This is a genomic window from Pedobacter sp. AK013, assembly GCF_014205835.1.
In the GTDB taxonomy this organism is placed as follows: Bacteria; Bacteroidota; Bacteroidia; order Sphingobacteriales; family Sphingobacteriaceae; genus Pedobacter.
In genome coordinates this window covers 1-26,382 of sequence record NZ_JACHCQ010000055.1, presented here as the reverse complement: position 1 = coordinate 26,382, position 26,382 = coordinate 1, and the positions used below count along the sequence as shown (strand labels likewise).

At 38.5% G+C, this 26,382-nt stretch carries 19 protein-coding genes and 1 tRNA gene; 5 read left to right on the top strand and 15 right to left on the bottom strand.

What is annotated here, in order from left to right; translation table 11 throughout:
* Positions 1-105: 105 nt before the first annotated feature.
* The 12 genes from HDC90_RS23890 to HDC90_RS23835 all read right to left on the bottom strand — a co-directional run bounded on the left by HDC90_RS23890 (position 106) and on the right by HDC90_RS23835 (position 17,295).
* Positions 106-3,492 carry a DEAD/DEAH box helicase gene (locus HDC90_RS23890; RefSeq protein ID WP_184470966.1) on the bottom strand — a complete coding sequence of 1,129 codons (3,387 nt, stop codon included), beginning with the start codon at positions 3,490-3,492 and terminating at the stop codon, positions 106-108.
* A 215-nt stretch (positions 3,493-3,707) separates the two neighbouring features.
* The gene (locus HDC90_RS23885; protein WP_184470965.1) at positions 3,708-4,739 is read right to left on the bottom strand and encodes a GntR family transcriptional regulator; all 1,032 of its coding nucleotides are present in this window, start codon (positions 4,737-4,739) and stop codon (positions 3,708-3,710) included.
* A 41-nt stretch (positions 4,740-4,780) separates the two neighbouring features.
* On the bottom strand, positions 4,781-6,166 hold the full coding sequence (locus HDC90_RS23880; RefSeq protein ID WP_184470964.1) for an FGGY-family carbohydrate kinase: 1,386 nt from the start codon (positions 6,164-6,166) through the stop codon (positions 4,781-4,783).
* Positions 6,167-6,181: 15 nt separating this feature from the next.
* A complete protein-coding gene (locus tag HDC90_RS23875; RefSeq protein WP_184470963.1) occupies positions 6,182-7,462 on the bottom strand; it encodes a sugar isomerase in 1,281 nt (426 codons plus the stop codon).
* Positions 7,463-7,742: 280 nt separating this feature from the next.
* The gene (locus tag HDC90_RS23870) at positions 7,743-9,863 is read right to left on the bottom strand and encodes a bifunctional aldolase/short-chain dehydrogenase (RefSeq protein ID WP_184470961.1); all 2,121 of its coding nucleotides are present in this window, start codon (positions 9,861-9,863) and stop codon (positions 7,743-7,745) included.
* 28 nt (positions 9,864-9,891) lie between these two features.
* Positions 9,892-10,986: an L-rhamnose/proton symporter RhaT gene (gene rhaT / locus HDC90_RS23865; protein WP_184470959.1), complete on the bottom strand. Its 1,095-nt coding sequence runs from the start codon at positions 10,984-10,986 to the stop codon at positions 9,892-9,894.
* A 187-nt stretch (positions 10,987-11,173) separates the two neighbouring features.
* Complete coding sequence (locus tag HDC90_RS23860) at positions 11,174-12,595, bottom strand: arabinose isomerase (protein WP_184470957.1); 1,422 nt, start codon at positions 12,593-12,595, stop codon at positions 11,174-11,176.
* A 5-nt stretch (positions 12,596-12,600) separates the two neighbouring features.
* The gene (locus HDC90_RS23855; protein ID WP_184470955.1) at positions 12,601-13,485 is read right to left on the bottom strand and encodes an AraC family transcriptional regulator; all 885 of its coding nucleotides are present in this window, start codon (positions 13,483-13,485) and stop codon (positions 12,601-12,603) included.
* Positions 13,486-13,603: 118 nt separating this feature from the next.
* Positions 13,604-14,455, bottom strand: a complete 852-nt coding sequence (locus HDC90_RS23850) for an alpha/beta fold hydrolase (protein WP_184470953.1) — start codon at positions 14,453-14,455, stop codon at positions 13,604-13,606.
* 18 nt (positions 14,456-14,473) lie between these two features.
* Entirely contained in the window at positions 14,474-14,941 is a 468-nt protein-coding gene (locus HDC90_RS23845) for a nucleoside triphosphate pyrophosphohydrolase family protein (RefSeq protein ID WP_167293229.1), read from the bottom strand.
* Positions 14,942-15,482: 541 nt separating this feature from the next.
* A complete protein-coding gene (locus HDC90_RS23840) occupies positions 15,483-16,217 on the bottom strand; it encodes a LytTR family DNA-binding domain-containing protein (RefSeq protein ID WP_184470951.1) in 735 nt (244 codons plus the stop codon).
* A 70-nt stretch (positions 16,218-16,287) separates the two neighbouring features.
* Positions 16,288-17,295, bottom strand: coding sequence for a sensor histidine kinase (locus HDC90_RS23835; protein ID WP_184470949.1), 1,008 nt, complete (start codon positions 17,293-17,295; stop codon positions 16,288-16,290).
* 205 nt (positions 17,296-17,500) lie between these two features.
* On the opposite strand from HDC90_RS23835, the gene HDC90_RS23830 reads away from it, so the two are divergent.
* Positions 17,501-19,918: an outer membrane beta-barrel family protein gene (locus HDC90_RS23830; protein ID WP_184470947.1), complete on the top strand. Its 2,418-nt coding sequence runs from the start codon at positions 17,501-17,503 to the stop codon at positions 19,916-19,918.
* Between the two features lie 87 nt (positions 19,919-20,005).
* Here HDC90_RS23830 and HDC90_RS23825 read toward each other — a convergent pair whose 3' ends face one another.
* Positions 20,006-20,488, bottom strand: a complete 483-nt coding sequence (locus HDC90_RS23825; RefSeq protein ID WP_184470945.1) for a GNAT family N-acetyltransferase — start codon at positions 20,486-20,488, stop codon at positions 20,006-20,008.
* A gap of 209 nt (positions 20,489-20,697) precedes the next feature.
* Here HDC90_RS23825 and HDC90_RS23820 point away from each other — a divergent pair, with 209 nt between their 5' ends.
* Positions 20,698-21,300, top strand: coding sequence for a hypothetical protein (locus tag HDC90_RS23820; protein WP_184470943.1), 603 nt, complete (start codon positions 20,698-20,700; stop codon positions 21,298-21,300).
* A gap of 69 nt (positions 21,301-21,369) precedes the next feature.
* Here the strand turns inward: HDC90_RS23820 and HDC90_RS23815 are convergent, their stop codons facing one another.
* Positions 21,370-22,971, bottom strand: coding sequence for a S41 family peptidase (locus HDC90_RS23815; protein ID WP_184470940.1), 1,602 nt, complete (start codon positions 22,969-22,971; stop codon positions 21,370-21,372).
* A 375-nt stretch (positions 22,972-23,346) separates the two neighbouring features.
* Here HDC90_RS23815 and HDC90_RS23810 point away from each other — a divergent pair, with 375 nt between their 5' ends.
* Positions 23,347-23,793, top strand: a complete 447-nt coding sequence (locus tag HDC90_RS23810) for an SRPBCC domain-containing protein (protein ID WP_184470938.1) — start codon at positions 23,347-23,349, stop codon at positions 23,791-23,793.
* Between the two features lie 60 nt (positions 23,794-23,853).
* Here the strand turns inward: HDC90_RS23810 and HDC90_RS23805 are convergent.
* Positions 23,854-23,926 (bottom strand) — tRNA-Phe (locus tag HDC90_RS23805).
* Positions 23,927-24,224: 298 nt separating this feature from the next.
* Here HDC90_RS23805 and HDC90_RS23800 point away from each other — a divergent pair.
* Both HDC90_RS23800 and HDC90_RS23795 read left to right on the top strand, forming a co-directional pair.
* Entirely contained in the window at positions 24,225-25,316 is a 1,092-nt protein-coding gene (locus HDC90_RS23800) for a carboxypeptidase-like regulatory domain-containing protein (RefSeq protein ID WP_184470936.1), read from the top strand.
* Positions 25,313-26,347: a hypothetical protein gene (locus HDC90_RS23795; protein ID WP_184470934.1), complete on the top strand. Its 1,035-nt coding sequence runs from the start codon at positions 25,313-25,315 to the stop codon at positions 26,345-26,347. Before HDC90_RS23800 ends, HDC90_RS23795 begins: the two co-directional genes overlap by 4 nt.
* Positions 26,348-26,382 lie beyond the last annotated feature (35 nt).

The following is a 26,382-nucleotide window of genomic DNA, read 5'->3' as shown; positions in this document are numbered from 1 at the left end:
AAGGGTAAAAAACCGGCGGAAATGGTCAATATAAATAACAAAAAATAAACTCTAGTTCATTACCGAATTACTAAACCTTTACAATTGCGAGGAGGAATCCCACGATTAACTCAACAACCCCAACAACTCTTTCTTGGTTAAATTCCTGAACAAACTTCCATCTGTTTGGATCAGATCTTTAACCAGATCTTTTTTAGTTGCCTGAAGTTTCATGATTTTTTCTTCAATCGTATCAGGGCAGATTAATCGCACAGCCATCACATTTTTATGCTGCCCGATCCGGTATGCTCTATCTATAGCCTGGTTTTCGACTGCGGGGTTCCACCATGGGTCAACCAAGTAAACATAATCAGCTTCGGTAAGGTTCAATCCGGTTCCGCCAGCCTTTAAACTAATGAGGAAAACGGGAATATCGGCATTTTGTTGAAATGAGCTGACTACTTCAGCTCTTTTGCGGGTTTGCCCGGTAAGGTATTCATATTTAATTCCCCGGTTTTCCAATTGCTTTTTAATCAGATCGAGCATGGTTACAAACTGAGAAAAAACAAGAATTTTGTGTTTTCCGGCCTTAACTTCAATCTGCTCCATTAACACATCAATTTTTGAGGAAGCCTGTAAATAAGATTTTCCATCAGCCAATAATGCGGCCGAATTACAGATCTGCCTTAAGGTGGTAATACTTTTCAATACATGCATCGAACTTTTAGGCAGCTCATCCTCCTGTTTGCCCAAAATAAAATCCTGTATTTCCTTTTTGTTCGCTTCGTATACTTCGCGCTGCTCCGTCCCCATTTCGCAATACAATATTATTTCTGTTTTATCTGGAAGTTCTTTCGCTACCTGTTCCTTTGTTCTGCGAAGAATAAACGGTCTTATTTTTTTCTGGAGTTCTTCGGCCCTTCTACTATCTTTAAACTGATCTATCGGGGTTGAATACAAATCGGCAAACTGTTGTTTACTGCCAAACAAACCCGGGCAAGCAAATGACAGCTGCCCGTATAAATCAAAGGTATTGTTCTCAATCGGCGTTCCCGTCATGGTTACCTTATTCCTCGATTGCAGCATCCGAACCGCTTTATAACGTTGCGAGTCTGGATTTTTGATCAGCTGCGATTCATCTAAAAAGATATAGTTAAAGCGGTAATCCTTTAAGAAACGGATATCAGAAAGCAGTGTTCCGTATGAGGTTAAAATGATTTCGTAATCATCAAAAGTGTCTGTTGTTTTCGTCCGTTCGCCAGCATAAATGGTTTTCACCTTTATAGATGGTGCAAACTTCTCTACTTCTGCCTTCCAGTTAAATATTAACGAAGCGGGAACAACCACCAGATTGGTATTGTGCTTTACTTTTTCGCGCTGCGATAAAATGAAAGCCAACACCTGGATGGTTTTACCCAATCCCATATCATCGGCCAAACAAGAGCCAAAGTTAAAATCATCCAAAAAGTTGAGCCAGTTTAAACCGTCTTTTTGGTAATGACGCAGCGTTGCGGTTAAACCTTTTGGTACTTCCACTTCCTGAATCGAATCAGTCCCTTCAAATTTTTGTTTGTAAAGTTTCAATTCATTCTTTACGTCACCATCCAGTAAAGCATCTTCATAAAGCTCGTTTATAGAAGCAAATTTAATTTTTGGCGTAAGAATGGCATCTTCTGTTACCTCACCTGCACTAAAATAAGCAGCAAATTTTTCGATCCACTCGTGAGGTAATATACCTTGGGTTCCATCATCAAGCGTTACAAACTTACTTTTGTTCCTGATCGATTTATGCAGATGTTTTAACGCAACCTGTTGTTTGCCAAACTTCACTTTTACTTTGGTTTCGAACCAATCCGTCCCGCTTAATACCTCTATATTAATTTTAGCCTGAAATTGGCTAAGTTTATTGTTTTTGAGCTGGTTAAAGCCTAAAATATGAATACCTTTATTTCGCCATACTTCAAAAGCATCAAGGAACCAGGCTTCTTCCATGAACCGTTTGCGGTGCAGGTAAAAAGAATCGTTGGTTTCCTGATCATAAAAATAAGGATGCTGTTTTAAAACATTTCCAATAAACTGCAGCTCAACCGCTTCATCACGGTGTAAAGTAAAGAGATTACCGAGCTTATCTTGTGCCTGAATCTGCTTTTTAGACAGCACAGGAATTTCCAGATTCCCATAACGCATTACCGGCGTAAGGAGGATATAGTCTTCAGATTCTGACAGGTAGATCAACTGCTCGTTTTCGAGATCGAAACCTTTTTCTTCTATCTGGCTTTTGGTTGCAGGTTTTAAATAAGAATAATCTACATGGATACTTCCTTCTAAAGGCACCAAAATAACTTTTTGAAACTCCGGATATTTAGTTTTGTGCAGGATTAACCTGTTGCTCTGCTTTTTGAAAAACCCGATTACACGTAGAAAATCGAGCCGACCAATTAAATATAACTGATCTTTAAGTTTAATAAAATACTGATGTACCAATACCAGGTTATCCAGCTCATATGATTTGCCTTCGATAATCAGCCGACCTGTAATTTCGTAATAATCATCGCGCTGGTTTACAGAAAGACGCAGGTCTACTTCCAACAAATGCACATCAACCGCTGTAATGGTCGACGCCTGAATAGCGACAGATTGCTTACTATCCTGCAGGTAAAAAGGCATCTGCCTAGGGTTTTTAACGATTGCTTTTAAGGCTTCGATTTCCGCTTCACTTTGATCATTATTGTAATTCTGCTGAAAAGTGCTAATACCGCTATAAAACTTTACCTCATCGTTATCATTTGTATTAAACAGTAAATTAACTGGATTAATTCCTTTTATAGGATTTTTAACCTTACCACTTTTAGTGGTTTCGGCTTCGAATAATTCTACCGTTAAATTATTGTAATAGCGGTGTTGTCCAAAAACCAGGATCATTTTGCCTGGATCGTTTTTGGCCTGTAATTTTATTTTGGGTTTATTTGCTGGTAGTAAAAGTTCCTGCAAATTTTGCTGGGCTTCTTTATTAAATGGCTGGAGGGCATCCATTTTCGGTCGGATAGCTACCTGGCCATTTTCATGGTGCAGATTAAACAGAAGATCGAGATTTTCTTCTTTTTCCAATCCGTAATCGGTCGCAATCTTAGCAAGCTTTTGTTTCCGCAGGTTACTGTCGAAAAAAATGAGCAGATCCTGGCGCTGAAGGATATTGTATAAAACCCTTGCCTGGTGCTCGCACAGTTTATGTTTTGGCGTAGCGCAGCGGCAGGAAAGTTTTACGGAGTTTTCATTTTGCTGAACCTGAACAATTGGAAAAGCTAGTCCAGAGGTTTCATCGCTAAAGGCTGCAAAATCGATTTCAATCTGCTCAGGAAAAAGTTGGTAAAAGCCTTTAACATCCGTATGGATCAATCCGCTTAAATGTTTTAGGATAACAATCTGGCTCAGGTTTTTCAGGTTAAAATCCTTTAAAATATAATCGTAAGGATTTTGTTCTGATGCTGGATGTGCGGTTACCTGTTCACTCATTTAAAACTAAAATAGCTAAGTGATAAAAGTAATCATTAATAAGTTTTAGCTAAAACGTCTTTTTAGGTTTTTATGCACAATTAATCAAGAGAATCGTCATTTCGAGCGAAGTGCAACGCAGCCGAGAACCACGTAGTGCTCAGCGAAGCTAAATCTGTCTCGATAGATCTCTCCATTTCGCTACGCTTCAGTCGAGATGATGAACTAACAGCGTACTACAGCGATTTACGCAGGTTCAAATAAAAAGGCACTGCTACCTTCTCGGTTTTTCCGTTGAGAATAAATTCAGCAGCTTGAGCGCCCAGTTCGCTAAAATCAGTTGAAATGGTGGTAATCCCATCCAAAATAATCTTTTTTAAAGGCGTTTCGTTATAAGAAATTACGCCAACATCTTTCCCGATTTTAAGCTTTTGGGCAATTAAACGTTCAATGAGTGTTACCAGGTCATCTTCCATCAGGTTAATGTACACCTCACCAGGATTAATTTCTTCGTCTTTAATGTTATGAATTACTTTATGATCAAAAGCATACTGCTGGCAGAACCTATAAAAACCGGTGAGTATTTCGTGAGGGAAATAACTGTTCTTTGGAAAGATAATTTTCAAGGTGCGATAATGCGAAAGCCGATCCAAAGCCTGCTCTAAAGCCGCGTAAATATCCTGTGCAAAGTTTTCATAGGCCGCAGCATAATCGCCGGTTACTCCAGGTAAAAGTTTATCGAGTATAACCAGTTTTTCTTTGGGGATGGTATTGATAATTTCGTGTGCATTATCACCTCCCTCTAAAAAATGTGGAATAATCACAAAGTGCGAATAATCATCGCGTTTGGCCACTATCATTTTTTTAAACAGCGCAAAATCGTTGTTGTAGATATAAAAATCAATGGCAGCACGCTCGCCTAGGGTTTTGGTAAAAGAATCGTAAATGATCTTTTTGTGTGTACTGAGTTTATTAAAAAGCAGGCAAACCTTTAGTTTACGCGAGAAATCGGTATTGATAATAAAATAACCCTTGCCTGGTACCGAATCAACTACCCCAAGTTTCCGCAGGTTACGGTAACCTTTTTCAGCTGTATCTCTCGACATTTCCAGGCTGAAACTCAATTCGTTAATAGAAGGCAACAAACTATTTTTCAGAAGCTTACCACTTTCAATTGCGGCCAAAATGGCATTGGTTAATTGCTTATATTTTGGCGTAGACGAATACTCGTCGACGTTGATATAGGGGATTAAATCTTCTGGTTTCAAAGTGGTTGTATTGATATAGGGATTCTAATATACGGAAAATCCTAAAAATCTATCGTACGCTGTATAGCAGAATAGTACTTTAACTGGATCATATCCGTTGGCGCAGGATTTTCATTCCAGGCATCGTTTATGGCCAAAGCTGTGCCTATTGCCGTAGCCTGCGAAACAGAAGAGGCGTAAACCTCAATATCTGGAATAGAAGTAGCCAGCAGATGCATATAAATTGCATTTTTACCGAAACCACCATCTACAAAAATTCTTTTCACACCTGCATTTAAAATCAGCTTTAACGAGTAAATCTGTTGTTTAATCAGGTCGAAAATCAATTGATGATAGGCTTCTTCTGCCGTTTGGAAGAGGCTCAGATTACGCGCTGGGAAAGCCGAACTTGCCGAAAAACCCCGTTGTTCCTGGTGGTTTTCGGGTATTTTATTAGCTAATTTCAAGATCATTGAAGGGTTAAACTTCAGATGTTTAAACAGATAGGCTGCACGATCGAAATGTTCGGCGATCCGTTTAAGTTGTACCTCGTGCTCATAACCTGCAAAAACACGTGAGGCCTTTACCGCCTTACCTTTAAAGTGCATGTAACACAGGCAATCCTGTTTAAGTTCTTCGGCAGTTAAAGGTTCCTGGTTAAAGGGGTTTAAACTGATGCACCAAGTTCCGGTTGAGATAAGTACAAATGGTGTATTAAAATTGGCCAGATAAGGGATCAGTGCGGCAGAACTATCGTGTAAGCCTACACCAACCTTAACGCTGTTACCTTCAAAATCGGTTTTCAGGCTCGAATCAGCGGGTGTAAAGGTTCCAAACTTATCGTCGATCTTTTCTGTTGTTACCCAGTTGTGGTACTGGTTTTTATTAAAATCCCAGAGCTGGGTATGGCAGCCAATGCTCGTAATATCGGCCACGGCCTTACCCGTAATTAAATAACTTAAATATTGGGGAAGGTGTAAAGCCCACTTCACTTTTTTAAATATTTCGGGCTTTTCATTTTTCAGGCGGTACAATTGCATGCCCGAATTTAAGCTACCTAAAATTGGTGAGGCCGTTTCTAACGAAATCTTCTCCTCACCTCCGTATTTTGCATAAAAGTTTTTTTTAAGCTCCTCCGGGTATTCCTTTAAATAGTTATAAAGCGGTGTTAGTGGTTTGCCATTTTCATCCAGATAAACAAAACTGGCCCCATAGGTAGAAAAGTTTATGGCCCTAACATCGAACTCTTTCAACTGCAAAACCTGATGCAGGGAATCGTAAACTGATAAACGCAGGCTTTCTAGATTTTCGCATGGTTCGCCATCCTCATCAACAGTTTCTACAAAACGTGCAGATCGCTCGTAAACGATACTATAGTTTTCGTCAATCAGAAAAAGTTTTTTATTCGTTTTCCCAACATCAAATATGGCAATAACAGGTTTAGGCATTTTCTATTTCTCTATTTACAAACCTGTAGCAACAGTATTTCCGCGGTGATTAACTAATTTATTCCTTACATCTAAACCGCGGTATAATGCGATTGGCGATAAAGCTGCTCCAGCTTTTAATCTAGCCTCGGCTACTAAAGCCCTTAAATCGCTACGGAAGGTATGCTGCAAAATTTCCTGTGCTTTTGCTACATCATTGTTATTCTGCGCTTCGTTTAATGCTTTTCTATCCACCAGTAAAGCCTGTGCATAGGCAATCATAATGGCTTCTACTGATTGCAATAAATCCTCTAGTGGGTCTTTTACATTATGCGAAGCATCAATCATCCAACCCAAGTCTTTTGTATGGTTCATTCCTTTTGCATCCATACCTTCTACCAGTTCGTTAAAAATCAAGAACAATTGGTAAGGTTTAATGCTTCCGGCAGTTAAATCATCATCGCCATATTTAGAATCGTTGAAATGGAAACCACCTAATTTCCCTTCCATTAATAATAGCGCCACAATCTGCTCGATATTTGCATTTGGTAAATGGTGACCTAAATCAACTAAAGTATAGGCTTTTTTACCTAGTTTACTTGCATATAACAATGATTGACCCCAATCGCCAACCGTTGTTGAATAAAAATTAGGCTCGAAAGCTTTGTACTCCACAAACATTTTCCAATCTTCTGGCAGGGCTGAATAGATTTCCTGAAGACTTTCTAAAGTATTTTCGAAGGCCTTACGGAAATTAAGCTGACCAGGGAAACAAGAACCATCGGCAAGCCAAACCGTTAATGCATCAGATCCCAGCGCAATACCGTGTTTAATGACCTCGATATTATGCTCAATGGCCTGTTTTCGGATATCTTTATTTACGTTCTGCAGTGAACCGAATTTATAGCTGTGTGCAGCACCTTTCTGGTCTTGAAAGGTATTTGAGTTCATGGCATCGAATTTTAAACCATAGCCGGAGGCTAATGTTTTTAACGCTTCTGCGTTTTGGGGGATATCCCAAGGGATGTGAAGCGAAATAGCACCGCTTGCACCATTTAGCGCATGTAACAGACCAACATCTTCAATTTTTTCTTCAATGGTACGTGGCTCGCCACCGGTAATGGCAAAACGGCCAAAGCGTGTTCCACCTGTACCCAAAGCCCAACTTGGAATGGCTATCTGAAAATCGACCAGTTTCTGGATTACGCTTTCTACATCAACGTGCGCCCAATCTTCTTTTAAAAAAGAAAGTTTGCGCTGATGCGAAGTCAAAAGGGAGTCGTTATGTTTTTCTATTTGGTTCTGCTCAATATTCATGAGGATATTTGGTTTATTAGGTTAATCGTTTTTGGCGATACAATCGCCATTCTTGTTCATCCTCGTTATAAGCGAGGACGATTATCTTAATGTTTTAAAGTCATTTATCGGTCAGTGCATGGCACTGACCGATAAACAACTTAAAAAACCGATTTTAAAACTATTGTGTTATGGTTTGTGTCCTCACAAACCAAGGATTTTTATTCATTATCCATGGTCTGTGTCCCCACAGACCACTTATCTTCTTTTCGGTCTATGAGGACACAGGCCGAGGAGTAAGTTATCTTACAAATGCCATGGCTACTCCGCCATCAACATTTAAAACATTTCCTGTTGATTTGTGCAGCAAACCACCTACAAAGGCAAAGCAAGCATTGGCAATATCATCTGGTAATATAATCTGGTTTAACAAAGTACGTTTCGCGTAATAAGCGGGCAGCTCTGCAACGGTAATTCCGTAAGCTTTTGCACGGCCCTCTGCCCAACCGCCAGCCCAGATATTGCTATCGCTGATTACAGCATCTGGATTAACCACATTTACACGGATCTTATCGGCACCCAGCTCAGCAGCATTTAATCTGCTCAAATGTAATTGCGCGGCTTTTGCACTGCCATAACCGGCATTATTTGGTCCGCTTACCAAAGCATTCTTACTTACAATATTAATGATATCGCCACCAATATTCTGCTTTTGCATCGTATTTGTTGCAGCCTGGGTAATAAAAAACTGGCCTTTTACCAAAACATTATATAATAAATCCCAATCCTTTTCGGTATGATCGGCAATCGTTTTAGAAATCGATAATCCTGCATTGTTTACAATAATATCTACCCCACCAAAAGCCAAAGCAGCTGAATCGAAAGCTTGTTTAATATCATTTTCGCTGGTTACATTTAAAATCGCAGTACTGTAAGAATCTTTACCATAAATGCCCGCAAATTCTTTCCCAGCTTCTTCTAAACGCTCGGCGTTCATATCGTTTAAAATTACCACAGCACCTTCTGCAACAAACTTTTTAGCAACCGCCTTACCAATTCCACCGGCACTACCGGTAATCAGCGCAATTTTACCCGTTAAAGGTTTTGGCTTTGGCATGCGCTGTAACTTTGCTTCTTCCAACAACCAATATTCGATGTTAAAAGCCTCCTGATGTGGTAATGAAGTATATGCTGAAACAGCCTCAGCACCTTTCATTACGTTAATGGCGTTGATATAGAATTCTGCAGCGACCCTTGCTGTTTGTTTATCTTTGGAGAAGGTAAACATTCCGATACCTGGATATAAAATAACCACTGGGTTGGTGTCGCGGATGGCCGGACTATTTGGATGTTTACAGGCTTCGTAATAAGCGGTATACATAGCTCTATAAGCTTCGAATGCAGGCTCCAATATTTCTTTTAGCGCTTTAACATCCGATAAATCGGCATCGCATGCCAAAGTTAAAACCAACGGACTGATTTTAGTTCTTAAAAAGTGATCGGGACAACTGGTTCCCATAGGGGCCAAACGGTCTAAATCATTAGAATTGATAAATTCTAAAACACGGCTATCATCGGTAAAATGGCCGATCATGTGCTGTTTAGAAGAACATAAACCTCGCAAAACAGGCGCTAAAGCAGCTGCTTGTTTTTTACGCTGATCTGCCGCTGCGCTTTCAATCTTTTGTCCGCCAAAAACCGGACCTTTTTTGCCGTAATTCTGATTAAGGTAATCAGAACAGATTTCAATTACATCTAAAGTATTCAGATAACTTTCGTAAGCCGTATTGCCCCAGGTAAACAAACCATGTGAGCCTAACATAATGCCGCGGATGCCTGGATTTTCATCTAAACACTGCTTTAATTGCAAGCCCAGTTCGAAACCAGGTTTTTTCCATTCTACCCAACCTATAGTTCCTCCAAATAATTCTTCTGTAATTTTTTTACCATCTTTAGCCGCAGCAATGGCAATAGCTGCATCTGGATGGAGGTGATCGATATGCGCAAATGGCAGGAAACCATGCAAAGGTGTATCAATAGATGGTGCTTTAGAACTTAAATCGAAAATGCAGTGGTTAAATAATTCAACCATTTCATCCTCATGTTCTACCCCACGGTAAATATTCTTCAAACTACGTAAACGATCAACATATAATGCTGCAAGGCCACTTTTCTTTAAGGTACCCAAATCGCCACCTGAACCTTTTACCCACATTACTTCGGTTTCTAAACCGGTAAGCGGATCTTTTTCCAATACTTTACACGAGGTATTTCCACCTCCATAATTGGTTAAGCGTAAATCTGCACCCAATAAATTAGAGCGATAAATTAGGAGGGCAACTTCATCACCAGCCAGTTTTGCGGCTTCTTCTTCATCCCACAGATAGCTTACGTACTTATAGTTTTTCGTATCGATTGACATTCTTATATTCTATTTAAATTTTTATTTATTAAGCTTTTATTGAATTTCCATAACCCACAATGAGTACCGAAATGATGATGGTTAAAATACCTGCCAAAACAGTAATCAAAGTTTTACTTGATACACCTTTCCATTCTTTTAACACCAATCCCCATACATTGGCAATGAGGATGATAAAGGCCATGTGCAAAATCCACGAACTGGCACCATTGCCCATTTTGCTTTCGCCCATGCCATAGAAAAAAAACTGTAAGAACCAGGTGGTACCTGCCAATGCAGAAAAAATATAGTTTTTTAATAATGGCGTTTTTGCATTGGTATAGTCGCCAAATGTTTTATTCCTTGCATTTAAAACCATACACCAGATAAAATTGGTGGTTAAACCGCCCCAGAGCACAATTACATAAGTAACGTTATTCTGAAATAAGAAATTACCAGTTTCAGCAGGATTTGCTGCTTTCCAGATCGCATTAGCCGCATCGGCCATTGGTTTACCTGCTTCGATACCGAAATTGAAACAGGCGCTTAAAACACCTGATACAATACCTACAAATAAACCTAGCCCAAATTTATATTCTGTTTTTACCTCCATCCCATGTGGATCGGTAATAGCAGATTTCATTTCCTTTTCTTTCATCATACCTGCTTTACCGCAGATTACAATACCGACAACACAGACTAAAAGCCCCAGCAATACCATACGCCCCCAATCGGTGTGTAAAAACATGGTAAAAGTATCTTTACCAGCCTGCGGGAAAAAATCGAAGTAAATAGATGGCAGGATTGAACCCAAAACCATACAAAGCCCTAAAATGATGCTACTTCCTAATGATACCCCCAGATAACGAACGCCTAAGCCATAGGTTAAGCCTCCAATGCCCCAAAGCACACCAAAAAAATAGGTTAACCATAAAATACTACCATTGGTACTGGTGATAATAGCCGTAAAATTAGGAATGGTTAAAAAAGCAGCAAGTGGCGGAACGATTAACCAGGAGAAGATTCCCCCAACAATCCAGTAACTTTCCCAGGCCCAGCCTTTAACTTTTTTGTACGGAATATAAAAACTACCGGAGGCAAAACCACCGAAGAAATGAAAAATTACACCTAAAATTGCTTGCATGCGTTATTAATATATTTGGTTGCTCTAAAATAGAATATACGGTAACTTTAACTGTTATGCACTGTTATGGATGAACAATAAATTGATAGAAGGGATTATTGATCGGGAGACCAAAGACGGAGGTTACATTGGGTTAATTTTCGTTGTGTCAGATTATAAAAATCTAAATACTTGTCCTCATTTCAGATTAACAAACCTGAACCACTTCGATACCAAGCAACCTGGCCAGTTTGATTAGTTTTGTCCCGATATGTCCAATGCCTACTGCACAATGGTGCGCTGGCCCCTGAACATTCCAATCTTCAACAAATTTTCTTGCCCCGATAGGAAATCTGTACCTGCTATTGGTATTCCCAATTTCGAGAATCTGTCCGGCTACAGATTCACCTTCGGCAATCAGAAAAAAGATTTTTCCGTTGTTTTCGACAACCGAAAGCAAGGTTACCGCTCCATGTTTCACCGACATTTCTACCGATAAGCCACTACCCACCTTACCGTGGTACACCTGCAATGGCTTTACTTTTATTTTCCCTTCAGCAATGGCCAAATGCCCGGGCCCATCATGTCCCATCAATACTATATCATCATTAAAATCAATAGCATAATATTCTGTAAATGAACCTCCAGCATCAAAGCTATCCATAATTTTCATGGCCTGTGCATTTTTCACTTCGTATTCTCCTGCCACAGGGATTCCTCTTGCGGTAAGCAAAGAGTTGCCCAGAATAATGGAACTGACGGTATCGCCATTGGCATTACCTGTCCCTTTATGATAATAAGCCATAGATCCTATATGGTAACGTGCTATCAATTTATCTAATGCTACTGCGGTTTTTGCTGCGCGGTTTAATTCGTAGGCCCCGCACGAGGGATCAATTTCAAAAACCGATTTAAATTCCTCGATTTTTGCCTTAATCTCATCTTCAGAAAGTTCGTTTCTCAAGGCTGTGAGTTCATCGAATTCGATAATTTCTATGTGATTGCCAAAAACCGAGCATTGCAAGGTGATATCAGAATAAATATCCAGCATGCCACTATAGTAACTACCCATCAGGCCGAGCGTATTGTGGTTCATCATGTGCGCAACCTTAGCTGCCTCTACCCATTCGCCAATTTCTTTCCAGGTTTCCGCATCATTCAGTATACCCGTAATCTGATGAAACTGAATTCCCGAACGTTTAAATACATTCGCAATTTCCGGAACCGGACACGCAGAACAATAAGCCAGCCACTCTCCGGTCATTTTAGTCCGATCGTTCAGCTGGTTAAAGCCAGCATAATCAATAGCTTCACTGGGTGAAAGATTTAAAATAATTACGGGAACCTTTGCTCTTCTTACCACAGGAAGAACTGTTGAGGACAAAGCATAGGTGGTTACATATAAGAAAATCACATCTACATCCCCTTTTTTAAAATCGTGCCCGGCATCAAAAGCTTTATCAGCATTGTCTACCAAACCTAGGTTTAAAACCTCTGCTCCATAGGTTTTCAATTTATTCTCTACCTGCGCTAAATAACCAATCAGCCGCTGCTCTAAGCCGTTAAACTGTGGCCAATATGTATCTAAACCTATGCCGAACAGGCCTATTCTAAATGGGTGATTAGTCATGATGATTACGAATTGTTTCTGTATTTAGATGGCGGCAGCAACATTTTGCTCTTGAAAATTCTCGAAAAATAATACTCAGATTCAAATCCGTTCTGGAAAGCCACTTCGGCGATGCTCAGATCTGTTTCTTTTAACATTTTGCCAGCCTTCTGGATTTTAAGGTTCAATTGATACTGCCCTGGGGATTTCCCTGTGATTTCTTTAAATGCTTTTCTAAACCAGGCATAACTTACATTGTGTTTTGCGGCCAGTTCTTCGGGCGAAATATTGGTATTCAGGTTTTCGTGAATGCTGTACTTGATGTTGTTGATCAACTGTGTTTTTCTGCTGTTGGATTGTGCTTTAAGTAGCGCCGAAGCATAAACCAGGCCCAATAACTGTATGGTTAAACAAGCTGCCAGTTGATTACTGCCCGGACCGCCAAACCTTATGGTATCAATGAGCTGGATAAAGATGTTGATAAATTCCGCATTAAAACCCATCTGGATCAGCGGACGCTCAGGGTTAAAACATTCCTGTTTCATCAGATGGTTGGCATAACTGCCCTCAAAACCTACCCAATATTCTGTCCAACCAATATCTGCGTCGGGCTTAAAGCGATGCCAAATCCCAGGGTAAAGGAAAAATAGTGTTCCGGGCTGGATATCAACCTTACCTAATTTTTCAGCTTCGAACACACCCGTACCCGAGGCGATATAAACCAGTTGATATTCAGCAAGCACCCTTCCCTTGTCCCATTCAAAAAAATAACCTTCAGGATGTTTTGAATCAGGATAAACTGTATTTACAGGATGAACATAATGGCCAACATCAAGCACGTTTACACCCCAATCTGGCTGCTCCTTCTGATCTGACTGATCTGTATCAATATACTTGCGAAAAGTATCCATAATTTGGTTAGCGTTTTAAAACGACAACCTAAATTAATTAAAGCACCTTACAATTTAGACCGTTATGCTAAATAATATCAGAAAGTACATTTGAAATAACAGAATATATAGTTCTGTTTTAGCTTAACGATAGGATTCTCTTCACGATAGCTTCAATCACATCAGCAGATTTAAGGATTTTATAATGCCCAACATCTTCAAAAGATTTTGAACGGATGACCGGGTATTTCTCCAAGAATTCTTTAAGGAATGGATATGGCGAAATGTGATCAGCTGGGTCATAAGCGAGAAAATGATTTAAGTCGGGACTTAACTGACACAATTCAGTCAGGTTAAAATGGCTGGCAGGAACCGGAAATTCTTTGGCAAAGTTCTTAAAAAAGATACCCTGATCTTTTGCAGTAATGTTTACAGAGTCTAAACTCTGCTCGAAGTTTTCTTTCAGTCTGATTAGAGGTGCAATGCTAATGAGCAGGTTAGGCGTTATCTCTAATTCCTGCAAAGCAATTACATTGGCCATGCCACCAAGCGAGTGCCCGATGATGACATCAGGCTGTACATAGTTTAAGGCAATAGATTTTACTGAACCAACATATAACATCAGGTTAGAAAATTCAGAGATTGAACTTCCGTTACCAGGTGCATCAAAAGCAATGATCTCCAGGTCTTCTATCTTCTGGAGTTCAATAATCAGCTCATAAAAATCTAAAGCTTTTGAAGCCCAGCCATGTGTAAGTAACACTTTTCGCTTTCCATTTCCCCAGCTAAAACAGTTAATGGTTACATTGGCATTGGTAAAATAGGTATCAAAAACCTGAAGGCTAAATTGTTTTGATGTAGCAATAAGCTGTTCCTGATGCAGACGTAAAGGCATCTTTGGTGAGTAAAAAATAAACTCACGCATTAAAGCCGCATCAGGATCTCCCTGCGTTAATTTCAGCTCGTTTACAATTTGTTTTAGCCTTTTCAATTCGAGCCTATTTACGGATTAAACCAGATGTGATTTTAAATCAGCTGGCGAATAGTTAATCGATTTTAAAGTCTTATCATCAGATTTTCTGAACACTAAAAACAGCCCGTCTATTTCTTTGTAATAAGATTCGGTCTGATCTTTATCTAAATAAAACTGGATAGTCTGTTCTGCTTCTTCCACGGTTTTGCAGGCCTTGCTCATATTAGAGCGATGAACTTCATCAAATAAAGTCTTAAATTTTCCTCCTAGACCGAACTCGTGGATGGCACCGGCCAAAACATACTGCAAATCGCAAAGGGCATCAGCCACTTCTACCAGATCATCATTTTCTACTGCTTCCTGTAATTCTTTCAACTCTTCGGCTAAAAGCGAAATACGCAAATTGGCTCGCTGTTTGGAAGGAATAACCGGATTTTCTAGAATAGGGTGTTTAAAGGTAGTGTGAAATTCTGCAACCTGGTTTAGCGAATTCGTTTCTTGCATGATGATGTCTGATTTAATCTTTTGTCCAGCAAACTTATAAAAAACGGCATAAATAATTTAGAGAATTTATAAACATGGTAAAATGGTTAATCGGTTAACTGTTTAAATTGGTTAACTGCAAATTGCCAACTGGATTGCTAATTGTGGCATTGTTAAATTGTCAACCGCAAATTCCCAACTGTTTAAATTGATTTACATTATAATCCTTAATACCCTTAATTTCCTAATGATCTCAGGCACCAAAGCATTAAAGATTTTTATCATAAAGAGAGATGAAGAACATTAGGCTTTTTAAGCACAAGCCAAAAGAGATGCGTCATTCTGAATTCATTTCAAAATCTATTTAACTAGTTTTTTGCCACAGAAACACAGATTTGCTCAGATTTCGCTCTGACTTTTAGTATTTTATCTTTCTACCATTAAGGGATGAAGCACATTAATGTAGAAATTGGTTTACTAAAGTTCAATTGCAACAATTTAACAATCAAATCTTCAACAATTAACCGATTAACCGATTTATACAATTAAACAGTCTACCCAGTTAACCACCTTTCTTCCCTTCTCTCACCACTTTAAAAAACTCTTCCTTATAAGTTTCGCCTATTGGAATGGCCTGATCGTTAATATAAACGGTATTTCCATCTATCATCTTAATTTTTTCGATAGAGATAATATAAGATTTATGAATGCGGTAAAATGGTGGCTGAGGTAATTCAGTCTCCAATTCGCGCAGCGCTTGGTAAGTCACAATCCTTTGGCTAGCGGTATAAACCGAAACATAGTTTTTCAATCCCTCTATGTACAAGATATCTTCATAATTAACCTTAATAAACTTGTTTTTGGTATCGCCTTTGATGAAAATAAAATCGTTCCCCTGTGTTACCTGCTGTACAACAATTTCTTGCTGAACAGGTACCACAGGCTGTAAAATCTGTTGTGCTTTCGTAGCTGCTTTATAAAAACGCTCGTAGGAGATCGGTTTAAGCAAATAATCTACCACATCAAGATCAAAACCTTCTAAAGCATATTCGGGATAAGCCGTGGTTAGGATTACCTTACATTTACCGCCACAGATTTTCAAAAACTGGATTCCAGTTAATTCAGGCATTTGTATATCTAAAAAAACAAGATCTACCTTACCCTCCTGCACCAGGTTAAGTGCTTCAAAAGCATTGGTGGTGGTTCCAACCAACTCTAAAAAAGGCGTTTTATCAATAAAGGCAGCAATAATATCTGAAGCATAAGATTCATCATCAACAGCAAGGCAACGGATCATAAGGTAACGGTTAGGGGTTTGCGTTTAGCGCTAAGCGTAATATAAATATTTCAATGATACAAATTATCTATTAGAGATTTAAGATCAAAGTACTTTTATAGGTATTGCCATTATTGGAAATCAACAACTCATGCTTTTCGGGATAAATCAAATCCAATCTACGGTGGATATTTACCATACCTACACCGCTTGAGTGGTCTTTTTGTGCGTGACTGATTTTATTGCTTACCTCGAAACTTAAGCGTTTGTTCTGCACCTTAAGTTTAATGCGCACAGGCTGGCCCTCATCATTTACTACACCGTGTTTAAAAGCATTTTCAACAAAAGGGATCAGGATCAACGAAGCTATTTTTTGATTAGCAATACCTTCGGTTGTAAACTCGACATAAAATTTGGGTTCAAAGCGCATCTTAAATAATGCCACATAACTCTCCAGGTATTCCACCTCTTTATCTAAACTCACTTTACCATCCGGACTATCGTTTAGCGTATATCGCATCAGATCCGATAAGCGCAGAACAGCATTGGCCAGTTGATCGGAAACAGGAATAGCCAAAGAGTAAACATAGTTTAAGGTATTGTACAGAAAGTGTGGATTAATCTGCGATTTCAAAAATGAAAGCTCGGCTTTGACTACCTCTTCTTTAAGTTTTCTGTTAACCTGCTCCGATTGAAAACTCTGCTCAATACCATAAACCGCAGCTGGCACCACAATAAAAGCAATACTCCAGTAAATATTGTCTGATATATACCCCCATGCAGTTACCCCATCACTATAATTATGAAAACCAAACCATTTTAAATAAAGCACTTCTTCTATTAAGTACCGGAGAGCAATAAATACAGCCATAGTAAACAAAATACCGCCAATTAACTGAGGTACTTTATTCTTTTTCAAAAATTTTGGATATACCCACAGATAACAGATATAGAACTCTATCAGCTGGATAAAATTCATAGAGACATTAAAAGCAATCTTGGTAAATGTAGTGCCGCCTAATAAAGCGCCGCCATAAAAATAACCTAATACAAGTATCCAGCACAGAATATGAATGGAAATGATTTTTATTGTTTTCATGGCCTAAAACTATACAAAGCTTTTTTAACTGCCTATTTTCTTATTCCAAACATGCAAATAATTATCCCAACCTGTACAATTTAAGGATCAACACCTTTTATGGCCTAAAAAAGCATTGGGATAATATTTTAAAGGGTTGGGATCAAATAATTTTTAGACTGAAGCAGCCTCTTCATCTTTGAACCGTCAATATAAAACAAACACGATGATGAACCTCTTATTTAAATCTACACTTTTTGCTTTACTTATTTTTAACCTTCAAACTGCTTTTGCTCAAAATATTAAGGTATCTGGAACTATTACCGACAAAAGCAATAAAGCACTCGATTATGCATCAGTAGCATTAATCCACTTACCCGATTCGGCTTCCGTTGCCCTACAGGTTACCAACCAACAAGGTTTATACGAATTCAGTAATGTCAAACCTGGCAGGTATTTTATTAAAGCCTTAATGATGGGTTACGGGAAAAACCAATCTGTAGCATTTGAAGTAAAAGATATAACTGTTAAGGTTCCATCCATTATACTGGTAGACCACACTCAAACGCTGAAAGATGTAAACGTTATATCAAAAATGCCGGTGATCGATCAAAAGGCAGACCGGGTGATTGTAAACGTAGAACAAATGAATACTGCAGGTGATAATGCGCTGGAAGTAATCAGCAGGTCGCCTGGCGTAAAACTGGATAAGGACGATAACATTGTACTGAAAGGTAAAAAAGGGATCAATGTGATGATTGATGGTAAGATGAGCTATATGACGGGCATGGAATTAACTACTTACTTAAAATCTTTACCTGGCTCGGTATTAAGCAAAATCGAGCTGATTTCTAACCCTCCATCCTCTTTCGATGCTGCCGGCACAGCAGGGATCATCAACATTAAACTCAAAAGAAATAAAATGCAGGGGTTTAATGGGAACATGAATCTGGGTGGTGGTTATGGCCGTTATGAAAAAGTTTATGCTGGTACCAACCTAAATTACAATATCGGTAAGGTAAGCACCTACATACGTCTAAATGCCGGACATTATAACTCATACAACAGGTTAACTTTAAACAGAACCATTGGCAATGAACAATATAACCAGCTTAATTTCTGGCACCCAGTAACCAACAGCTTAAATTACTCTACCGGTGCCGATTATTTTATTAACGAGAAACATACATTGGGGTTAATGGTTAAGGGCTTTACTGCTCCCGAAGAAACCAAGGTAAATAGCAATTCGGTAAATTATAACGCAGCTGGTATAAAAATGGGCGGAACATCGATGTTTAATCCACAAAGCAATACAGAAAAAAACCACGCCATTAACCTAAACTACCGTTTCAAAACAGATACTTTGGGTGGAGAATTGGGCTTTGATGCCGATTATGTTCAGTATGATAATAGTAAGAACGAAACATTTACCAATAATTACCTCAATGCTGGTGATCAGTTGATCGGCAATCCGATTGATTTGCGCAACAAAGGTATGGGTAATGTTTCTATCTATTCCATCAAGGCTGATTATAGCTTAAATTTTTCGAAAACATTAAAAATGGAAACTGGCTGGAAAAGCAGCTGGGTAAAATCGCAGAGCGATGTACGTTTCGACTCGTTAAAAACAGAAGGTTGGGTTAACGATCCGCACAGAACCAATGCCTTTTTATACAATGAAAACATTAATGCCGGTTATCTTTCCCTTGATCAAAGTTTTAAAAACATACAGATCAAAGCGGGCTTACGTGCCGAACAGACGTTAGGCAACGGCAGCTCATCGGGTACCAATACCTTGATTGACCGAAAGTACTGGAAGCTTTTTCCAACACTTTTTATTTCCTTAAAACTCGATTCGAACAACCTCTTAACGGCGGCATACCGAAAAAGCATTAACAGGCCATCATATAGCAGTTTAAATCCCTTTACCTTTTATACCGACCCCTATACAGCATTACAGGGAAACCCATTATTACAGCCATCTTACGCCAACAGCTTTGAATTTAACTACTCGATTAAAAACTTCAGGGTACTAACCTTAAGTTATTCGGTCAGTAATGGATCGATATGGGAAGTGGTTTATCAGAACAATAACACAAAAGAAAGTATCTCCAGACCAGAAAATCTGAACAATACTACAAACTTTTATATGGCCACCGGAAGTCCTTTTGATGTAACCAAATGGTGGAACAACAGTACCGAAGTTTCTGTTGGTTATAACCGCACCACATCGGCAGTACAGGGAAATGGTTATAATGCTTTCTCGTGGAACTGGTCGGTCATGTCTGACAATACCATCACTTTGCCCAAAAACTACAGTTTAACGATGTATGGATATTACGATTCGCCTTCAATTTCCGGTTTATTCCGCAGTTTAGGAAGTTACCAGATAAATATCGGTGCTAAAAAATCATTCTGGAACAAAAATGCAACATTGGCCTTAAAAGTAAACGATATTTTTAATACCAGTAAATTTAGAGCCAATCTGGAATACAATAACATTAAAACCTATTGGCAGAACGAATGGGAAAGCCGCAGGATAAACTTAAGTTTCACCTATAAATTCGGGAATATGAAAATTAAAACTGCGCGCAGCAGACAAACCGGAACAGGTGACGAGGAAAACAGGGTAGGCAAAAATTAAGAATAACAGGTTAAATATAAATCGGTTAACTGAGCTGGATTTCATTCCCAACAGTTAACCGATTAACCAGTTTTAACAATTAACCATCTATAAAACCAATAGCATCCAAACGTTACAGGCAAAATGGCCCGAATTACCCAATGGGGCGGCGAGTTTTTTAAATCCTGCCTTTTCGTACATCTCAATTGCCCTATTAAGTTCGGGAAACGACTCTAAATAAATCTCGTTATAACCAAAATGCTGCGCCGATTCTATGCTTTTCTGCATAAGCATCTTACCAATACCTTTTCCACGCGAAGATGCCGAGGTGTACAATTTAACCAGTTCAACACAACCATCTGGCAAGCCTTCTGTTGGATAAATGCCACAACCGCCAATAATAACCCCATCCTCTTCGGCCAACCAATAAACAGATTGGGGATGCTCGAAAACTGTAGAAAGCTCGTCGGTTGTAGGGTCGGTATAAACAGTACCAGGCTTGTCTATTTTAAATTCCCTTAAAATAGTCCTGATCATTTCAGCTGTTGCAGTATTATCCTGTGCAGTTATCTTCCTGATGGTAATGGCCATGTCTTTTTTTTTGTAAAGTTAGTAACTTGGATCAATTGTTAAATCGGTTAACCGATTAATTGAGTTATTATTGAGATTGAAGCAGTTAAATAGGTAGCCTGACATTTAGGCAAATCCATCTGAAATAGATTTATTATTTTGGCGTTATGTTTGCAGTACATAAATATCCAGATTTTTGGGTACTTATGCTATCACCTAACACACATAAAATGAAACAAAGATTATTAGTATGTCTTTTAACTGTTGGCCTTTTTGGCTGCGGAATAAACAGGCAGGCACAGCAGATAAAAGCATTGGAAGATTGCACCTATAAAATTACAGGTGTACAGCAAGTATCAATTGCAGGCACAGATGTTAAAAAGTTAATGGACCAACAGAGTTTTAGTTTAACCAGTTTACCTGGTGTTGCACTGGGTTTGTTAAGAAAAGATATTCCTTTAAAAGCCAATCTAAACTTGGAAATAACCAACCCTTCGAGCAATTTAGCAGCCATAAACCAGTTCGAATATAAAATATTAGTCAATAATACCGATTTGGCAGAAGGCATTGTTAACCAAAATGTAAGTATTTCGCAAGGTCAAACCGTTACTGTTCCGGTACAATTGGTGAGCAATATTTATGGTTTAGTATCTAATGGCAATGTTTTTAACGATATTATCAAGGCTGCTCAGAAAGGTTCATCTTCAAGAGATGAAAAGTTAGGTTTATTAACCATTAAAATAAAACCAACCTTTATGCTGGGCAATACGCCTGTTAAATATCCAGGCTACATTACCATCAATAAAGATATCAGCAGTAAAATATTATTGTAAATAACGCTATAAATGAAAATGCCCGTTTAACTAAATATATTAAGCGGGCATTTTCGTTAAAAAGTTTAATTAAAATTTCTTGTGGGGCGTCATTACCATTCCCTTAAAGCTTTTTGGATCCAACTTTTCATCTAGCTCCCTCAATTCGGCTATTGATAGTTTTGGCACTGCTGTGGTCGATGTACTTAAACTAGCCGTTTTAGCAGCCGTAGTCACAAAATTCCCATTCTTAGCATACAATAATGCATAGGCCAGCAAAGTCTCTGTTTCATCACCCCATGCTTTACTTAAATCTTCCGGCGATTCTTTATCAACCGTTAGGCCAGAATAATAGCCACCAACACCCAATTTATTTTTGGTTTCAAATTCTGGGATATACATATCCACCTTGTCTATCCTAATCGGAAAGAAACCTACAGGTTTACCGTATGTTGTTCTACCGATTAGCTTTACATCCATTACCGGTTTTAAACTGTTAATGGTTAACTCGCTTGCAGATGCAGTAGATCCTGTTACGATAAAATAAATCCTGTTTAATGTTAAACTACCTGATTTTGCAAATTTCTCTATATTATCGGCAGCTGTAGGCGAATAATTTAAATCTGCATAAGTAGCATACTTCCCGTTTACACCTGAGGTAAAGGTTTGTAATTTACCCGCATCATCCAACAACGGTTGGTGCGCCAAAACAGAGGCCTTGCGCTGTGCTGTAGTGATTGACTGTAGATAGTTATTGTAATAAGAAGTAAACATGGTATTACCTGTTTCGCCCGCTGGTGCCACTAAATTAATCATCTCGGTAGCTGTTGAAACATAACCCCCACCATTATAGCGTAAATCAATAACCAATTCGCTTACGCCCTGTGTAGCAAAATTAGAAAAAACTGCATTTATAGCTGAAGAGGCATTATTGGTGAAACTATTAAATACAATGTAACCCACTTTCTTTGTTCCAACAGTATAAACATTGGTAAATAATATCGGATTAATGGTATATAAACTGCGAGATACCACTGCGGTTTTCGGATTGCCACCAATATCATTGAAAGCCAAAGTAACCGTTGCATTTGTACCAAAAATAGCATTATTTAAAAAATTAATAGCACCAGGATAGGCCAGATCAGTTCTTCCATTCACACTGGTTATCTGGCAGCCACGTGTTAAACCCTGCAGCGCAGCCGATGAGTTTGGATAAACGTATTTTACCCTTAAATCTGTAGTACTATTATAATTATACTGAACAGAAAAACCGTAATCATTGGCTGAGCCGTTTACATCCGCTTTAAGTGCTCCTGTTTTACCTGCTGTGGCTGCCGTATAGTCGAAAAAAGAATATTTAGGTTCGCCGGAAGTACTTACATATTCATATGGTTTTCCTGTCGCCGGATCTAAAGAATATTGAGTCATGGCATATAGCTCAGCTTCATTCGAACTAAACCCACGTGGATTAAACGCTGCATAAGTTGGCAGCGAAGTATTCCAATAATAAAGTTCTTTGCCATATAAAAAAATAGAATCTTTAGTCAATTCATCCCGCGTTCCGCTAGGCGTTGTCACAACTGGTGGAGTTTCGGGCTCATCAGGCGCAGCACTGCTCTTTTTGCAACCAGTAGTGGCCCCAAAGCTTAAAAAACCTAGTGCAACCAGGTAAAGGAATCTTTTATTTCTCATGGAAATTATAGTAACATTATCTTTTTATAATACGTATTAGACAATAGTTAGGTTGTTTGGCAATAAACTTTTGTCTACAACAAACTAAATTTAATTCAAAATATTGTGTGTGCTAGCACATGTATTGGCTAATTACGTAAATCTACCGATTAAATTACTTAATTCTGAGATTACGATAGTGAAAATATGTTAAATTGTTAATCCCGGTTATATTCGCTGATGATGGTTTATTGCGCTGTGAATTCGATTTTAAATATCCTATTAAGCATATTAAGCTCTTCTGCCCCTATAAATTGTCGCCTTTACCCCTTAATAATCAATCAAATACTCTGCAAATTTGTTATTACAAGATTATCTGATTTAAAACCAAGAACCATGGAAAAGATTAAATTTAAAACCACAATTAACGCTACAGCCACAAAAGTTTGGGATGTGCTTTTTGGTGTAAAAAGCTACCCTATATGGACTGCCGTTTTTGCAGAAGGATCTACCGTTGAAACCGATTGGAAAAAAGGAAGCAAAGCGATATTCGGAGATGGCAAAGGATCGGGAATGGTAGCTGTTATTGCAGAAAATATTCCTAACGAATTTATGTCTATCAAGCACGTAGGCGAGATAAAAGATGGTAAAGAAGAATCGCATGATTGGGGTGAATCGCTGGAGAACTACACCTTAAAAGAAAAAGAAGGGCACACCGAACTAACCATTGATATGGGCATTATCGAAAAATGGAAAGATTATTTTAATGAAACCTGGCCAAAAGCCTTAGATAAGGTTAAAGAACTGGCCGAAAAACAAAACGAATATCATGTAGAAACATAAATGAATATTACCGCAAAACATAAAAAGCCTTACATTTCTGTAAGGCTTTTGTTTTTTAAGTGGTGCCACCTGGATTCGAACCAGGGACACAAGGATTTTCAGTCCTTTGCTCTACCGACTGAGCTATGGCACCCCCTTTTGGGATTGCAAATGTAGTATTCTTTTTCCCAAATCCAAAAAAGGATTTGAATTTGTTTTAAAAAAAGTTACCCCTATTTAGACCAACGAATACATTTTTCTGGAAATCAACAAGATACACTCAAAACATTTTTTATCAATTCTGCTAATTTTATTAACTCATAATAACCAATAATGGCTTTTGCGCTTTCGCAAACGATTGATTAATTCTTTTGTTACAAAACAGCTGGTTTAATAACTTAGCACGCCCAGCAAATTAAATTAAGATTAGTATATTGCTCTAAATACTTCTAATGCGCTCAATAATTAAAATCATTTTTAATATTTTTATCAACTCACAAGAATTTTCACTATGGCGGCTAATAACATCGCTATTGATATTCTTATATATTTCTCTTCAGTTTAGTAATGCCAGTTCGCAAGCGATTTACAAAGGGACAGTAATTAGCGAAAACGAAAAGAAACCGCTTGCACTGGTAACAGTAAAACTTCAGCAACAACAAAGAGACTCCATTTCAAACGAAAAAGGGATTTTCGAAATCCATGCCAACAAACAACCGGATACCCTGATCTTTAGCCATATCGGTTATGATATCAAAAAGATACCTACAGTTAACTTTATAAATGGACAGACTGTACTGCTGAAAGAGGATAATTATACGCTAGACGAAGTACAGATCAGTGTGAAGAAACAATTTGAAGTTTTAGGTAAATTTTCTTACGACCAGGTCAACTATAACATTAAAAATGAAAACCAGGAGCTATTTGTTTCCTCACCACAGCCCATTGCGAAATTTTTTGAGACGACTGCAAGTGATTTTAAATTGGAGTATATTACCCTTGGCCGTTTTGTGCAGAAACATCTTCCCCCATCCAAACCGCTTTTTTCACCAAATGGCCGTACTACTTTATTTCCACTTAACGACGAACTTTATTTTAATAGGAATAAGCACCTCGATACATCGAAGGTTAATATTTATATAACTGGCGTAGATTCTATAACCCATGGTCCCGATACATTGCGCTACTACAAAAAGATAGAAGTAATATTGGACAGTTATCAGACTTTGAATCAGATCGATCTGCGGAAGCTGAACATCCGTCCTCCCGGTTCAAGTTTTTTTGTTATTGTCGAATGGCTTTATGAACTTCAGAACCAGACCTATAAAATCGGCCATAAAATGGTGACCTACAATGCTCAGAACGTTTTTATCCCGCAATATACCATTGGCTACGAACCTTTTATTGCGCTATATCCGCAATCTGCTGATAAAACAAGTAACCGCTTTATCAAACAAGACGGAAAATGGTATGCGCTGGATAAACCCACAGGAGATGCTTCCAGGGAAATTGCACTGTCCATAAATATCTCTTACTACAAATGAAAATGCTTAAATACCTGATTCTGTTATCTGCTTATGCATTGTTTGGGCAGATACCGACCTTACAAGGACAGGAAATCAACCGCGTTACGATTTTAATAACCGACAGTGCGACGAAAAAACCTATTATCGGAGCCCTGGTGTCCTGTAAAGTTAGACAAACCTATACCATGGCCGATAAAATGGGGAAAGTGGATCTGATAGCTGCCAGAACCGATTCGATTTACGTCGAGATGCAAAACTACTACTCAAAAAAAACCAGGATAAAAGATGTGGAAAATGGCAGGGTTCAACTGATCCAAAAAAAGGCAACAGCAAGCGGTTCTAAACAGATCAAAGGCAATAAAAAATTAACGCTTAACGAATTTAACATCGCCCATGTGAAGCACTATGTGGGTTTTCCAGATCCGTTTAACCCTTTACCATACCAACAGGTGGCTCAACGTTTATATAATCCGGCAGAACGTTATATGTTGGAAAAAATTTCCGTTGCCCAGCTCTTGTTCGACGTAAAGCTAGCCGTTTCTGAGAATAATCGTATTGTTTTCACTTACAACTATAGAGATGGCGATTCTCCCGGGGGAGATAACAGCAGACTTTACAAGTATGAGGATTTGCAAAATACTACTTTTAGGGTCAGGGTCTATCGTGCCGATGCCACTGGTTTTCCCGCTGAAGACCTATGCAATGAGGAAATCAATATAACCTCGGAAAACTCAGATAAGATCGTAGCGAATCTTTCAAAATATAAAATTATCATACCAAAAGGTGATTTCTTTGTCGCCATACAATGGCTGCCTAACATAGATAATGCAAGTCAAATCTCATATAATACGTTTTCCTCAACCAAACTGACCGGTTTCAAACCTTATGTAGGGGTCGAACCAATCAAGGGTAAAGAAGTTACATTTTTTGCGAAAGATTATTCAGGAAACTGGAAAATAAGTTCGGATAAAGTAAAATTGGCTATAGCCGGATCAAGCGGAAAAGTTGGGGGGGATGTTTTAAGCATATATTTTCGACAATCTGAATAAGAAGAATTTAATATCCCTTACACCTCTTGAGGTTG

What these genes read in the sequence shown, in the direction of transcription:
- HDC90_RS23890 (WP_184470966.1), bottom strand. Translation starts at nt 3,492, where the DNA reads ATGAGTGAACAGGTAACCGCACATCCAGCATCAGAACAAAATCCTTAC.
- HDC90_RS23880 (WP_184470964.1), bottom strand. Translation starts at nt 6,166, where the DNA reads ATGCCTAAACCTGTTATTGCCATATTTGATGTTGGGAAAACGAATAAA.
- HDC90_RS23875 (WP_184470963.1), bottom strand. Translation starts at nt 7,462, where the DNA reads ATGAATATTGAGCAGAACCAAATAGAAAAACATAACGACTCCCTTTTG.
- HDC90_RS23870 (WP_184470961.1), bottom strand. Translation starts at nt 9,863, where the DNA reads ATGTCAATCGATACGAAAAACTATAAGTACGTAAGCTATCTGTGGGAT.
- rhaT (WP_184470959.1), bottom strand. Translation starts at nt 10,986, where the DNA reads ATGCAAGCAATTTTAGGTGTAATTTTTCATTTCTTCGGTGGTTTTGCC.
- HDC90_RS23860 (WP_184470957.1), bottom strand. Translation starts at nt 12,595, where the DNA reads ATGACTAATCACCCATTTAGAATAGGCCTGTTCGGCATAGGTTTAGAT.
- HDC90_RS23855 (WP_184470955.1), bottom strand. Translation starts at nt 13,485, where the DNA reads ATGGATACTTTTCGCAAGTATATTGATACAGATCAGTCAGATCAGAAG.
- HDC90_RS23845 (WP_167293229.1), bottom strand. Translation starts at nt 14,941, where the DNA reads ATGCAAGAAACGAATTCGCTAAACCAGGTTGCAGAATTTCACACTACC.
- HDC90_RS23840 (WP_184470951.1), bottom strand. Translation starts at nt 16,217, where the DNA reads ATGATCCGTTGCCTTGCTGTTGATGATGAATCTTATGCTTCAGATATT.
- HDC90_RS23835 (WP_184470949.1), bottom strand. Translation starts at nt 17,295, where the DNA reads ATGAAAACAATAAAAATCATTTCCATTCATATTCTGTGCTGGATACTT.
- HDC90_RS23830 (WP_184470947.1), top strand. Translation starts at nt 17,501, where the DNA reads ATGATGAACCTCTTATTTAAATCTACACTTTTTGCTTTACTTATTTTT.
- HDC90_RS23825 (WP_184470945.1), bottom strand. Translation starts at nt 20,488, where the DNA reads ATGGCCATTACCATCAGGAAGATAACTGCACAGGATAATACTGCAACA.
- HDC90_RS23820 (WP_184470943.1), top strand. Translation starts at nt 20,698, where the DNA reads ATGAAACAAAGATTATTAGTATGTCTTTTAACTGTTGGCCTTTTTGGC.
- HDC90_RS23815 (WP_184470940.1), bottom strand. Translation starts at nt 22,971, where the DNA reads ATGAGAAATAAAAGATTCCTTTACCTGGTTGCACTAGGTTTTTTAAGC.
- HDC90_RS23810 (WP_184470938.1), top strand. Translation starts at nt 23,347, where the DNA reads ATGGAAAAGATTAAATTTAAAACCACAATTAACGCTACAGCCACAAAA.
- HDC90_RS23800 (WP_184470936.1), top strand. Translation starts at nt 24,225, where the DNA reads ATGCGCTCAATAATTAAAATCATTTTTAATATTTTTATCAACTCACAA.
- HDC90_RS23795 (WP_184470934.1), top strand. Translation starts at nt 25,313, where the DNA reads ATGAAAATGCTTAAATACCTGATTCTGTTATCTGCTTATGCATTGTTT.